This window comes from Saprospiraceae bacterium (assembly GCA_016713025.1).
GTDB lineage: Bacteria > Bacteroidota > Bacteroidia > Chitinophagales > Saprospiraceae > OLB9.
In genome coordinates this window covers 866,338-880,298 of the sequence record JADJPZ010000004.1, presented here as the reverse complement: position 1 = coordinate 880,298, position 13,961 = coordinate 866,338, and the positions used below count along the sequence as shown (strand labels likewise).

16 protein-coding genes are annotated in these 13,961 nt (G+C 35.2%); 11 read left to right on the top strand and 5 right to left on the bottom strand.

The features are described 5' to 3' along the window. From IPK35_10135 to IPK35_10095, 9 genes are all read left to right on the top strand, one after another. Window positions 1-384: a hypothetical protein gene (locus IPK35_10135; protein MBK8053605.1), complete on the top strand. Its 384-nt coding sequence runs from the start codon at window positions 1-3 to the stop codon at window positions 382-384. A 75-nt stretch (window positions 385-459) separates the two neighbouring features. Next, window positions 460-1,206, top strand: coding sequence for a hypothetical protein (locus IPK35_10130; GenBank protein ID MBK8053604.1), 747 nt, complete (start codon window positions 460-462; stop codon window positions 1,204-1,206). A gap of 54 nt (window positions 1,207-1,260) precedes the next feature. After that, window positions 1,261-1,839, top strand: a complete 579-nt coding sequence (locus tag IPK35_10125) for a sigma-70 family RNA polymerase sigma factor (protein MBK8053603.1) — start codon at window positions 1,261-1,263, stop codon at window positions 1,837-1,839. Between the two features lie 5 nt (window positions 1,840-1,844). Beyond that, complete coding sequence (locus tag IPK35_10120) at window positions 1,845-2,138, top strand: hypothetical protein (GenBank protein ID MBK8053602.1); 294 nt, start codon at window positions 1,845-1,847, stop codon at window positions 2,136-2,138. Window positions 2,139-2,365: 227 nt separating this feature from the next. After that, window positions 2,366-2,644, top strand: coding sequence for a hypothetical protein (locus IPK35_10115; protein ID MBK8053601.1), 279 nt, complete (start codon window positions 2,366-2,368; stop codon window positions 2,642-2,644). An 18-nt stretch (window positions 2,645-2,662) separates the two neighbouring features. Then, window positions 2,663-2,806: a hypothetical protein gene (locus IPK35_10110; GenBank protein MBK8053600.1), complete on the top strand. Its 144-nt coding sequence runs from the start codon at window positions 2,663-2,665 to the stop codon at window positions 2,804-2,806. Window positions 2,807-3,078: 272 nt separating this feature from the next. Then, window positions 3,079-3,639: a hypothetical protein gene (locus IPK35_10105; GenBank protein ID MBK8053599.1), complete on the top strand. Its 561-nt coding sequence runs from the start codon at window positions 3,079-3,081 to the stop codon at window positions 3,637-3,639. 121 nt (window positions 3,640-3,760) lie between these two features. Next, window positions 3,761-6,124 carry a TonB-dependent receptor gene (locus IPK35_10100; protein MBK8053598.1) on the top strand — a complete coding sequence of 788 codons (2,364 nt, stop codon included), beginning with the start codon at window positions 3,761-3,763 and terminating at the stop codon, window positions 6,122-6,124. Between the two features lie 534 nt (window positions 6,125-6,658). Next, the gene (locus IPK35_10095) at window positions 6,659-7,132 is read left to right on the top strand and encodes a hypothetical protein (protein ID MBK8053597.1); all 474 of its coding nucleotides are present in this window, start codon (window positions 6,659-6,661) and stop codon (window positions 7,130-7,132) included. A 208-nt stretch (window positions 7,133-7,340) separates the two neighbouring features. On the opposite strand, the gene IPK35_10090 is transcribed toward IPK35_10095, so the two are convergent. Both IPK35_10090 and IPK35_10085 read right to left on the bottom strand, forming a co-directional pair. Beyond that, complete coding sequence (locus IPK35_10090; GenBank protein MBK8053596.1) at window positions 7,341-10,112, bottom strand: peptidase; 2,772 nt, start codon at window positions 10,110-10,112, stop codon at window positions 7,341-7,343. A gap of 187 nt (window positions 10,113-10,299) precedes the next feature. Further along, complete coding sequence (locus IPK35_10085) at window positions 10,300-10,920, bottom strand: TIGR04282 family arsenosugar biosynthesis glycosyltransferase (protein ID MBK8053595.1); 621 nt, start codon at window positions 10,918-10,920, stop codon at window positions 10,300-10,302. Between the two features lie 191 nt (window positions 10,921-11,111). Here IPK35_10085 and IPK35_10080 point away from each other — a divergent pair, with 191 nt between their 5' ends. Both IPK35_10080 and IPK35_10075 read left to right on the top strand, forming a co-directional pair. Continuing rightward, window positions 11,112-12,059: a transposase gene (locus IPK35_10080; protein ID MBK8053594.1), complete on the top strand. Its 948-nt coding sequence runs from the start codon at window positions 11,112-11,114 to the stop codon at window positions 12,057-12,059. Continuing rightward, window positions 12,001-12,789 (top strand): transposase, encoded by a 789-nt coding sequence (locus tag IPK35_10075; protein MBK8053593.1) that lies wholly within the window; start codon window positions 12,001-12,003, stop codon window positions 12,787-12,789. The genes IPK35_10080 and IPK35_10075 overlap by 59 nt, the downstream gene beginning before the upstream one ends. Here IPK35_10075 and IPK35_10070 read toward each other — a convergent pair. The 3 genes from IPK35_10070 to IPK35_10060 all read right to left on the bottom strand — a co-directional run bounded on the left by IPK35_10070 (window position 12,775) and on the right by IPK35_10060 (window position 13,857). Beyond that, entirely contained in the window at window positions 12,775-13,203 is a 429-nt protein-coding gene (locus IPK35_10070; protein ID MBK8053592.1) for a DUF4199 family protein, read from the bottom strand. The two genes, IPK35_10075 and IPK35_10070, sit on opposite strands and share 15 nt — an antisense overlap. A 79-nt stretch (window positions 13,204-13,282) precedes the next feature. Continuing rightward, window positions 13,283-13,711: a helix-turn-helix transcriptional regulator gene (locus tag IPK35_10065; protein MBK8053591.1), complete on the bottom strand. Its 429-nt coding sequence runs from the start codon at window positions 13,709-13,711 to the stop codon at window positions 13,283-13,285. Next, on the bottom strand, window positions 13,708-13,857 hold the full coding sequence (locus IPK35_10060; protein MBK8053590.1) for a hypothetical protein: 150 nt from the start codon (window positions 13,855-13,857) through the stop codon (window positions 13,708-13,710). Before IPK35_10060 ends, IPK35_10065 begins: the two co-directional genes overlap by 4 nt. Window positions 13,858-13,961 lie beyond the last annotated feature (104 nt).

Sequence of the window (13,961 nt, the reverse complement as noted above, 5' to 3'; positions counted from 1 at the left end):
TTGACCAAACAATTAGCAGAACTCTATAACCTACAAGGTGGTTGTGAACGTATTAAAACTACGCCACTGTTTCGTCAATACAGTTTGTTTAGTAGAATTTTTGTGCATTTATTTATAATATTATTACCATTTGCATTACTTACTGAAATGGGGAAGTTTGGCGAATATGGTATTTGGCTCGTTATTCCATTTTCTGTTTTAATTTCGTGGGTGTTTATGACGATGGAGCAAATAGGCGAAACGAGTGAAAATCCTTTTGATAATGGTGCGGCAGATATTCCTATTTCATTTATTTGCAGAAATATAGAAATAGATATTTTAGAAATGCTGAACGAAACTAACTTGCCACCTAAGATAGAACCGTATAATGAGGTGTTGCTTTAAACTTATCACAAGCATTATAATAACCACAAATGCAAATCTAAACCATTTATCTTTAACCATTAATCATTATTTTTTATGAAGAAAAGAGAAAAATTAGAACTCATCAGAAAGTATTACCCAAATGCCGTTACTACTTTAGATGGAGTAAATGGACTTATTGATTTTGTAGAAAGTCAATTAGATTTAGAACCATCGCAAATTATGTATGCCGATAGCATTTGTAGCGATGATGTCAATAGCATTCAATATCCTGCGAGAACACAGGAGTTTTTGGGACCCTTCAAAATGGGTGGGTTAGATGGTTTTCCATTTACAGGACTTACTGGAATGGGTGCTTTTGCCAGCCACGTTCCTGACGATGGTGCAGTGTTTATTTATTATGGACCCCATATTGGTGTCACCAAAAGCGGTGCTTTGGGAGAAATACACAGACATGGCCAGGGTAAAAATAGTGGCTGCTGCGGAGCTGCAAAAGGTGCTTTAAACAAACTTTTGAACAATCAGATCGAAGAAGGAAAAATGAGCGATATGGATTATCAAATGAATACCATTGAGCAAATTTTGTACAAACGAAAAGAGAGAATAGTAAATGCAGAATTGCCTTTGTACGAAGCCACCGAAGTCATTTATGAAGCCATAGATGAAAGGATAAACGTATTGGTGGCCAATACAAAATACAATTGTAAATACGTTATCCTAATGGGAGCAATTTTAATCAACAGTGATAGTGATGTAGGTTCATTTTCTCACGCTAAAAGGTTTGATGTTATTGATTTAGCATCTCAAGAACGCACTGATTATCTTGGTTTATTTACGACTTAAATTTTTTTTATTATACATGTAAAGTAATTCTCACCTTCATTCGTCATCCTAAATATGGATGCAATTTTAAATATAAAGATGAACGATACACAACAAAATAATACTGTAGCTCAAACCATCAATCGGTTTGGGAAACAGTTGTTTTCGTTTATCAAAAATAAAGTCAATATCGTAGAAGATGCAGAAGACATATTACAGGAAGTATGGTATCAATTCTCCAATCTGTCCAATCTTGATGAGTTAGAGAATGCGGGAGCATGGCTCTATTCAGTCTCCAGAAATAGAATAACAGACTTTTACCGTAAAAAGAAAACCGACAATCTGGAAGATTATACCTACGAAGATGAAGAAGGTGATTTTTCCATAAAAGATGCTTTGCTCATAGACGACAGCAATAATCCGGAATTGGTTATGTTTAAGGAATTGATTTGGGATGAATTGATGAAAGCACTAAACGAACTTCCGGAAAATCAACGTTTCGTTTTTATAGAAAACGAAATAGAAGACAAAACCTTGCAAAAGATTGCCGATGAAACAGGCGAAAACCTAAAAACCATTATCAGCCGAAAAGGTTATGCTGTAAAGCATTTAAAGAAAAGGCTTTTGCCATTGTATAACGAATTAAATTTTTAATAATAATGAAACGCAGACCCATTTTTATTTTTATACCCATAGCCATATTTTTTGCTATTGGTGGTATTGTAATGTTACTTTGGAATTGGCTCATTCCAGCAATTTTTGGCTTAGAAGAGATAAGCTACTTTCAGGCTTTAGGCTTGTTTTTACTGAGCCGTATTCTATTAGGAAGTTTAGGATGGGGCAATAAAAGACCACCCTTTGCCAATCCAAAGTTTCGAGAAAAAATGATGAATATGACGGATGAAGAACGACAACAGTTTAAAGAAGAATGGAAAAATAGATGTAATCGTTAATAAGTAACATCAATTATAAAAAAGCCTGTAGATAAGATATTTACAGGCTTTTTTATTTTGTTTAAAGTAATAATCGAAGTCAATCGTCTTCCTATATATAAAAGGCGAAAGGAATTCTAAGGTTTTAAAAAAAAGAATAAAAAAGTAAAATCATTTAAAGTAAAATCAAAGCTCATTCGTCTTCCATATTATAAACAAATAAATTAAAAATTTAAAAATCAAAAAAAATGAACAAGTCAGTTTTAAAACCAATCATCGGAGGAGCCTTATTAGGAACATTTGTATTCTTTACAGGACCATTATTATTCATTGTGTTATTGCTCAAATTTATCTTTACACCATTCGGAATGGGTAGAATGATGATGGCAAATCGTTTTTCACCAATGGGAATGCCGCCCTTTGCATTTGCGGAAAAAATTCGAGCCATGAATGACGAAGAATTCAGCACAATGAAAGAAAAAATGCAAAACCGTTTTAGCGGAAGATGTGGTAATCAAAATTATTAATTTCAAAAAAGTAAAAAAATGAACAGAAAGTCAGGATTTTTAATCGGAATAGCAAGCGCTATCATCACAGTTGGGGTATTATTTGCGACAGTGGGCAAACCCAAATACCTTGACAAATGCCATCAAAAAATGGAATGTAGAAAAGCTACTGAAAACAAGTAGCAAAATTATGCAGAAAGAAAGGCAACTCATTTAATGGGTTGCCTTTTTTTATTGTAGCCTTATGAAGGAGTGGATTATAAGAACCAGTGGTAATTTTTACAAATGACAAAAAAGCTGTTTCTGCAGAAGATTTTGCCATCTCATTATACTTGCCTACATTTTGTCCTGAATTGTCTGTTTTATGGCTTTAAATTTTATCACTTTTTTATTCAAATTTACGTTCTGACAATTGTACAATATCACTCATTCAACAACATTTAAATTCATTTGAAATGAAATATCTATCCATCTCCTTTTCTCCACCAATTATGAAAAATAAAATATCTCACTTCGCTATTTTGGTATTCTTTATTTGCTCTTGCCATAAAGAAAACATCCAAAAACATAATATTGGTCAGGGATTTGAAATTTATATTCCAAAGAAAGACATTCACTCAATTTGGGGAGCAGATTATAGCACATTCAATATAGATACTATAAAACTTCAGGAAATTCCTGTATTAAGGTACGATGATATTTTGAAATATGATACCGCAAACCATACTATTACACTTCCTTTTTCGAAAAATCAATTATTATTCAAGTCTACAAGCGTACATGGCAATATGTTTGTTGCAACATTGGATAAAAAACCGATCTATTGTGGGTTTTACTGGCCTTCAATCTCTTCGGTGCCCACAACATGGGTTAATATCTTTGATGTAAATTTCCCTCCTGAAAACGCTACTGAGAAGAAAGTTGTCATAGATTTTACTTCACCAAAACAAAAAGATCCTAGGAAAAATGATACATTGATAGCAAGGTTGAAACAAGACAGTAAAATTTTTAAATAAACAACTTATACTCAATAACAATAAAAAAAACCTGATGATATTACAACAATACCAACATTTTAACACTATGAATAGAGCCTTTAAGCTATGTCGCACTGCGAAAATAGATTTTTGTTTATTTATGGCATTGATCATATTATCACCATCAAAAGCTTCAAGCCAGTCCATACAGACCATTTCAGGAAGAGTGGTTACTGATAATAAAGAGCAGGCTTTTGGCAATATTTATGTTCTTTCAGCAGCAGACTCATCATTTATAAAAGGGGCTGTTTTTGATGACAGTCCATTTGTGATCAAAGATTTAAACCATAGCCAAGTACTGTTGAAGTTTTCTGCTTTGGCATTTTCGGACACCATTATAAAAGTGGCACATAGCAGTAATGCTGACATAGATATAGGCACAATAGTGATGCGCATGGATGTAAACATATTGTCCACGGTCACTGTCGTGGCTAAAATACCGATGGTAAAATACAATTCCAACGGAAACATTGAAATAAATGTAGATAAAACAATCCTGTCAGCCAGTAGTTCGGTGACGGAGATACTGTCAAAATCACCCAATATCATAGAAAACAACGGACAATTTTCTGTTTTGGGCAAAGGAGCAGCCATTATTTTCCTGAATGGACGTCTGATTACCTCCGAACAATTGTCAGCAATACCTGTTTCTCAAATCGTCAAAATTGACATAATCCCTAACCCATCATCCAGGTATGATGCCGAAGGAAAAGCTGTCATCAATGTCATCACCAAACAAAATCAGGAAGAAGGCATGTTGGGAACTGTAAGCCAACAATTGACACATTCTGATTTTGCAGGAACAAATGCACAATCTTTTTTGGACCTAAGCTATGTCAAAAACAAACTATCTTTTGTAGGTAATTATTCATTCCTGACAGGAACCAACAGAGAGTTCCTTCACACTACGCGAACAAGGCCTTCGACTGACGATTATTTTAAATCAGATTTAACCACAGATTGGCAAAGAAAACTGAAAAACTATTCGAATTATGGGCTGGGTATGCAATACAACCTTGATAGCAAGAGCGTTATCAATCTGGCATATAACGGATTTCTTGAAAAAATGGGTGGTAATACTATAAGTAATAATGCTATATCATACCAGGCAAAAAATAGTCTTTATAAGAGTAACATAGCAAAGGATGAAGTAAGAAAATATAATTCTATTACCTTAAACTATAATAGAACCCTTGACTCCTTAGGTTCCACTTTATTTATCGGATCTCAATACTCTCTTTTCAATTCAGAAATTGATGATTTTATAAGCGAAAACCGGACTGTAAGTACTGTAGAAGGCATCAGACTTCTTAAAAACGACGTAGGTCACAATATCGATATATCCAGTACACAAGTTGATTATTCAAAAATATTGAAGGGAAAAACAAAGTTGGATCTCGGAATGAAGTATAGCTATGTATCCACAAAATCAGGGACAGATTTTTTTATAAATGATGGAGGAACAATGTTTACTTTAGATGAGATTCTGTCCAATGACTTCCAGTATCATGAAAAGATTTCAGCAGCTTATGTAAACATTGGAAGCACTTACAAAAAAGTAAATATTGGTGTTGGGCTTCGGGGTGAATGGACCGATTACAGGCTAAATACAAGTGTAGGTAGCGGCCAGGTACTTGATGACAATTATCTGAATATTTTTCCCAATCTTCAACTCAACACCACCTTGGGCAACGCCCTGAAAATGAGAGTATCTTATGTCGCACGTATTACAAGGCCGAGATATCAGGCATTAAATCCATATGTGATCTATCAGGATCCGTTTACCACCATCGAAGGAAACCCCAATCTGATACCCGAAAAAGTTCATGCCTTTGAGTTGGGAGCCAATTACAAAGGATATGATGTAAGAATTGGTTATAACCACTTAATAGACCCAATTGACGCTGCTGCTTTACGAGGAACCACTTCGCTTAGCTACATATTAAAAGCCATAAACTTAGAAAAAGGTCACAGTTACTTTGCGTCACTCGCCAAAAACATAACTTCAAAAACATTTACTTCAGTCAATACCTTAAACATAAGTTATAGTCAACTTTATGACAACCAATATGATTTCAATGTGAATTCCCCGGCACCTCAGGTATATCTGCATACCAGAAATACCTATAATGTTAAAGATTTATTTAAAATCCAACTGTTAGCTTGGTATATGGGAAGGAAAAAAGATGGACTAAATGATGAATTTACAAGGTCATTAGTCATGATAGGTGTCGAAAAGGAAGTCTTGGACAACAAAGTAAAACTTAGATTGATTGCAAATGATATCTTTAATCGCACTTTTGCATCCGGCACTTACGACGTTGGTCAAACTGTGATTTACTATAACAGAAGATTCAATAATGCCTATTTCAGATGCATAGCCTCATGGAATTTCGGAAAAATCAAAAAAACCAATTACAAAATCCGATCAACCGGACAATCTGAAAATAGCCGTGTCAGTTGATTTTTAAGGTATAAACTCATTGGAGGTCTTCATTTTAAGGATGTGGTTCACAATTTTTGAGTTTGAACTCCATATGATTCGTACAAAACTCTATGATCAGTTTAACTATGAAAAATAATTCAAATACCTAATCAATAATCCACACGAAAAGTCTTTGATAAAGTAAACAAATAATATCGATTTTTACTATAATGATAATCAATGGTTTACTTTTAGGTCTACCCGCTGATAAGGAATGGGAAAGGTTAAAAAACATTTAGTGATCATCAAATATTTATTTTGGGAGCAGAGACTCAATCTACAAATATGTCATTGCGAATCGACCAGTACTGACAGATTCGTTTTTTTGAAAACCTTTAGACATACTCGCCTTTCCAATTGGCAAGAAATCAGTCATCTCTATAAAAACTTCTTTCAATTTCAACGAAGAAGGTTAAAATCACGTTATAAATTTATACCCTGTAAAAATCAAAGTGAAAGATACCTAACCGTGTATTAAATTGTAATCTTGTATAATAACCTAAAGTCCAACAAATGAAAAACATCATTTATATCCTAATACCTCTCTCACTCTTATTGACATTTAGTTGTACTAAACCCGAAACACATGGGTCTCAAAGTTTGACAGGTGTCTGGAAATTGGACAGTTTGAGAATATTGTATATCATTAAGACGCCTACCGGCGGCAGCGAGACAGATAGTATTTGGCGTGCAACAGGTAATATAGGTACTTTTGAATTTTTGGAAGATGTGGTGAAATATGACTATTTGACAAGAAACGTACAAGAAAAATCAACAAAGAACTACACCTTACGTACTTTTAAAGAACATTCAGGATTTTTTAAAGTCAGAAAATGGGAACTCAGTCTGCCGGAAAAAACATATATGCTGGAATTTGGTGATCAGACATCGGGTGCACATATTCGGGCAAAAAAAATGACTTTAATCTCAGATCCAAAAGCAATAGGCAAACAACAGATGGAATTTTTATTTCTATCCAAATTGTAGTATTTTTAAAAAAACAATAGGGAAAAAAACTCCTTATTTTCTCTTCCAGATAAGACATGATAAGACACAGGCTTTTATGCGTACAAATCTAATATTTAGCCATGTAAAAATTAAGAATAAAATAAAAATTTCAACATTTACTGGAGTATAAAATGCTGAAATTTTTTATCTCGCTTTACCGAATAACTATTCTTAATATACAGGTTACCTACTTTGTAGTATATAGCTGATTGAAAAGCAATTTAAAAGTGCCATGTGACTGAGCTCTGAATGTGATTTCAGGCCCAAACGCATATAATTTTCCTTTGCCTACATTTGCCATAAATCCTGTAACTTTATCCTGCAAATAGTTTTGACCCCACGACCAACCACTCTTAAGGGGCTTTTCCTTACCAAACCACAATAGTGGCACAATTTCCTGTTTGGCCAATGCCATAGGTGAAATATTAAAAACGGGACTGTCGGCGAAATATATGTCTGCTGTCTCTTCCATTCCGGCAGCCGCAGCTTGTTTATTATTTACAGCTACTTTCAATATACTACCCGGAGTGTAGTACTTTTCTTTAGGCAATGGTTTTGGTTCACCATTTACAATTTCTGTGAGGGCATTAGACAAAGGAAGTTTTAAGTGATAAGCAAGGTTGCAAGCAGAGCCAATAGTGACAATATTTCCTCCTTCATCCAAGAAATTTTTTAATTGGGGTATGGATTTATCGACGGTGATTCGGCCTAAAGTGTGCCTGTATTCAGATGGTATAGAGTCTGCATGAGGCATGCTTTGACTTCTTCCACCTGTTCCTGAGATACCAGGGATGGAGCCACCAACAAAAACGATAACATCATAATTTGATTTCAGATTTACGCTATCAATTTCATTGGCAAAGATCAGTTTCATTGGAAAATTAAATTGTTCCATCATCCATCTGATCCAACCTGATGGCATCGACCCTCCATAAGTATCCCAAAGAGCTATACGTGCATGGCCAATTTTTTGTATTGAAGAAGGATTTACGCTGGCAACTTCAGGTGCTTGCTTCATCAATACAGCATTTTGGGCAATGATGGATTTGGTCTTAGCATTGACAGGTACAAAAAACGAACCTGCACCGCTTTTTGCATCCGCTATTTCATTAGTGATCCGGAATACATCTACATTATTATTCAAAAAAGTATTGATGACTTTGTAAGAGTTATTTACGGCGGCATTAAAAAGAAAACCTTTCACTTTTGCCAAGTCAGGAAGATTTACTTTATGTTCCAGAAGCTGACCGATTGGATTTTTTTCAAAAGGCCCGTCAAACCCTTCCATGATTCTGTCAAATTTTACACCCATCTGATATGCAAGTGTCCAACCTGCCGCATCATATGGTGGTACGGGTGGTCCTCCGGGATATTGAAAATCATTGGGGTGGTCTTGAGGTTCAAACAAATCTATCACATGTGGTCTGAAAGCCTGATTCGTCTTTACGATATAGGAGTTGGCAGGATATGATTTGCCATTTACGTTAAACTCTCTTGTGGCTTTGTGTACTATCACTCCGGTTTTTATCAATGCATTGAGAAACTCTACCGCCGTGGCAAAATCCTTCTGGTCTGATGGTATGATAAATCCTCTGGGATCTTTATATTTTGGATTTGTCATTACAGTATCATAGATTTTTTTAGGTGAACCTGGACCACCTGTCCAATATGATTCTTCATTGGCTGTAGTAGATTCAGTAGTTTTATTTTTTTGTCCATCAGCAATGAGCCGGTTCATTTCTTCAATCTTTGAAGGGCTCAATGCCCAATAATCTCTGCTACCCCGATCTATAGAGTTCATACCCATCTTATAAATATTGTATAAGAGCTGATCCCTGTTTCTGGCAGCATAATCCAGCATAGCATAATTAAGAGATACCGAGTAGTCTATACTTTGTCTGAAAAACCACTTTTGAGGCACTACGGGGTTTGGTGTAGCAGCGTTTGGAATGAGCCGATTTGTCACCAATGGGATATTCATAGGGTTAGGTCCACCTGTGATTTCAGTCAGCAAACCTACCATGTTGTGGAAATAAGTGGTAGTACGAAGTCCACCATTGTACCAGGTAGAAAATACTGAACCACTTTTGCTGGTATATCCTGTTTTGCCCTCTACATTCAGACGATTCTGATTGGCAGCTCCTATGGCATCGAGTCCTGATATAATAAGCGGATCCATGACATAGTTAAAAGGGTCTCTGTATGGAGCACCTGCTACTACCGCACCTGCAGGACTCGTTTGATGATGATTGTACATGATCTGTGGTATCCACTCAACAAACAACTGTCGGGCGATATTCTGTGATTCTTTCATATTGAGCATATAGAAATCTCTGTTGTTATCATGACCTACGTACTTTTGATATAGTTTTGGCACGTGCTGCAACGACCTCTTTTCAGGGACTGGATTACGCATATACCAATTGGTGACAAGTTCCTGCCCGTCGGGATTAGCATGTACCATCAGTATGATCAAATTGTCCAGAATTCTTGTAGTCTCCGGATCAGTACTTGTGAGCAGCTTATAAGCAGTCGCAATCAGTTGGTGAGTTGCAACTGTTTCGGTAGAGTGTAATCCGCCATCAATCCAAACCACTGCTTTACCTTCTCGTGCCATCGCTCTGGCTTGCTCATCTGAAATACCATCCGGATTACCTAATTTTTGAGAAATAGACTTATAATATTCCAATTTTTGTTGATTTTCAGGAGAAGTCACCACCATCATGAACTGATCCCTACCCTCTTCGGTCTTACCTATGATATTATATTTTGCTTTTGGAGACGCGGCTGCCAGTTTTTTAAAATAAGATTCTGTTTGTGTATATGTTGCCAGATGATAATCATCACCTATTTCAAAACCAAAATGCTCCTTGGGCGAAGGAATATTTTGAGCATTGATCACCACAGAGATAAAAAGAAGGCAAGGGATAATTGTAAAAATATTCCATTTCCGGTTCATATAAGATTTGTTTTAAAATGGTAAAGGATAAAATTCGTAAAATCTACTATTGAATTAGGTCGCCAAATGTATGAATTAATTTATAAATAAAGCATTCTCATAAAAATTACTCTCTATGGGAGCAAAAATTTATGAGATTGACTTTGTTGAACCTTTTTAAAAGATATTAATTTTATTCAGAAAGCATTTATTGTCTACCAGACATTTGAAATTCCACCCAATCTTCATATGTGTCGATATCATTCAAAAGAGTCGTTTGGGTGTAACTCAGACCATTATTCTTAATTTTTTCAAGCGTGGTATTAAACACAGTATCACTACTCCAGTTTACCCCATAAAATAGTGCTTGATGTAATTTTTTCATACCTAGTAAATAATAACCCCCATCTTTAGTCGGCCCGATAACTACATCATGATCATCCAATGCAGAGAAGGCATTTTCAATTAGTGCCGGAGTGATGTAGGGACAATCACTACCGATGATGAGTACTTTGCTATCAAAGTTAGCTTGCGAACTAAAACATGTTTGAAATGCGTGGAACATCCTATGTCCAAGATCGCCGTCCGCTTGTTTTTTTTTGATATATTTATTATTGTCCCAGTCGTCATCCAGTGATATCGCATCACTGTAAAAAAGATACTTATCCACATTAAGTGTTGTTGTAATTTTTCGTGTGATTTTAAGCAATTTTTTATAAATTATGAGTGCCTGATCATCGTCAGATCCAGCTGCTATACGGGTCTTCACCTTGCCCACTATAGGGTTTTTAATGAATATGATGAGTTTATCAGAACTATTTCCTTTCAATATCTTTTCTCTACATTACACATGAAATACCAAACAGAAAATTGATTACAAAATTTACGATCATAATTATTTAATTTACAATATATTATGATTGAGTCCACTCCTAAAAGTATTTAATAATTGATTCACAAATATAGTATAAAAAAGAACATATGTTTTAAATTTGTGATATCAAAATAACTTTAATCCGGATGCTAAAAAAATCATCAAAGCACCTACAGTTGGATATGTTTTCAAGCCCTGTTTCATTATTTAGTGGCAAGGTACAAACAGTGTATGAAAATCCTGATGCCTGGCATAATCTATTTCGCAAAGAAGTGATTATGCGCATAGACGAGGAGTTGTTCAGTCCTTTATATAGTGATAGTCAAGGCAGACCAAATGCATCCATACGAGTAATGATAGGGATGATGATATTGAAGGAAGCAGATGGTTTGAGTGATGAGAAGATATTTGAAAACTGTAGATTCAACTTGTTATATCGAAGTGCATTAGGGTTATTAAATTTAAGCGACACCATACCTACAGAATCCACTTACTATCTATTTCGGCACAATGTAGCAGCTTATGACAAGGAAAACGGAAAAAATCTATTTGCAGAAGTATTTGCCCAGACGACAAAGGATCAATGTATTGAATTTGGAGTAAGCGGCAAGAAAATAAGAATGGACAGTAAGTTATTGGGAAGTAATATAGCATGGTTGAGCCGTTACGAATTGATACATAAAACGTTAGAGCTTTATTACAAGGAAATAAAAGACAATGCTCACTTAGAAGCTACACTTAAAGAGAAGCTGGAAGACGCACTAAAAATGCAAGGAGACAAAGTAGTGTACACCCATACGAGCCAGGAAGTTAAGAGTAAATTAAAAGAGTTAGGTACCCTGATATCGAAAGTATTAGAGCTAACCGAAGGCTCACAAACAGACAGTTACAAAACATTACAAAGAGTATTCACCGAACAGTACGAGATCACCGAAGATAAAATGATAGTAGCCAAAGAAAAAGAATCCATATCGGCGCAGTCTGTACAATCGCCACACGATACCGACAGTACCTACCGTAGCAAAGGAGGTAACGATGGACAAAAAAAAACAAGTAAAAGGCTACAGTGTGAATGTAACGGAGACATGCGATGATGAAAATCTAAATTTAATTACGAATGTCAATGTTAAAGTAGTAAGTACTCCTGACACTGACTTCTTAAAAGAAGATACCGAAAAAACACAGGAAATCATATCAGATAAGATAGAATCAGTGTATGCAGATGGTGCCTACCATAGTCCCGAAAATCAAAACTATTGTAAAGACAACGATATAGACTTAAACCTACAAGCAATACAAGGAGCCAAAGGAAGATACGAGTTGGAAATGACGGAAGACCAAACATTGCAAGTAAAAGATACACAAACTGGTGAAGAAGTAGAAAGTATAAAAGTAATCAGTAAAGATGGTACTGAAAAATGGCGAATAAAGACAGGCGAATCATACAGATATATCACGCAAAAAGAAATAGATACCTACCAGATCAGGAAGAAAATAGAATCTACACCAAAAGAAGAAATACAGAGAAGAAACAATGTTGAAGCCACCATATTTCAGGTAAGTTATCACTACCCCAATGCAAAGAGTAGGTATAGGGGATTAAGCAAACATCAAATGTGGGCCAACATGAGATGTTTATGGGTGAACTTTGTCCGAATCGTAAATTTTGTGACAGAAAATGGCCAAAACTTGCCAAATATTGCCCTAAATTTCATCAAAACAATTGTGATGGTCTATACGAGGCGTCAGATTATAAAAACCTTATTTCAAGATGTCAATTTTTTATCCCGTCAGCCCAAGAGTACTATTTTATGCGATTTTTAAAAATAGAGCTTTTCGGAGCGGACTCACATTTGAAATTTGCATTTTTGTTTGTAAAGAACCCAACATCTCCATCACATAGTTCGGGTATAGAATTTCATAAAATAAATATGTCAGTAAAACACTCACCAAAGCCGTCGACATACTTAAAATGGACCCTTGAAATACAGCTTCTTTGAAGGTGATTTTTTGACCGTTGTTCTCCTTTTGTTTTTGAATGGTATGGTAAATTGCGAAAAGTAAAAAGAGGTAAAGCATAAGAAATAAAATGGTACCGCCTGTCATTTCTGTATCCAATGAGATAGCCTTGGGTCCAATTAGCTGAAAAGCCAATAATGTAACCATAAGAAAACTTCCTGCAAGTGCTACCGCAGCTCCATTAAAAACTGCCGATTTGTAAAACCTAAAATTTGCCATTTTAATTATTTTTGTTTGTGCAAAGGTCAACCGGATTCAGTCATTTTGAAAATCTTAATAGGTGGAAAAAGGGGTGGAATCATTCATTTTCAACCTTTTCTTCTACTTTTCTGGCTAAGTCTGTCAATTCTCTCCTGTTTTTGACACCTGTTTTTCTGTAAATATTATTTATGTGTGTTTTGATAGTAGAAATATCAACAAAAAGTTCGTCAGCAATTTCCTGATTTTTTTTACCTTGTGCTATTCGCTCGATGACATCCTTCTCCCTTTCTGATATTTGATTTTGGAAAGCCAGTTCAAATTCGACATCTTTTTTTGTTGAGCCGAGCAGGATTCCAAGCCAACAAACCAATAAAATAAAAGGAACCAAAAACAACGAATTGATATTGTTGATTTCGATAATGCCATAGCTCAGAGAATAATGGAATACGTTGAACACAAGCATTCCGAGTATAATCAATACAGTTAGTATAATCAATATACCGTTGTTTCTAAACTGTCTGTTCATCTCTGTGTATTCAATAGTCTGATGGTTAGGAATAACAACTCTACTTCTATAAAAAATTCTTTCTGACATTTGTTGATACCAACCATTTTTTCTAATATTATTCCCATAAGGTTTTTGCCTGTGGTAAATGCGTCTTGTGTAATCATTTTGGTAAGAGAGTTTGATTTCAGGTTGGCTCAAGGGCCAATTTACGCATTTACTTTTTACATATATATTATTTTATAATGTTTTTTTTAAAAAGTTATCGGAG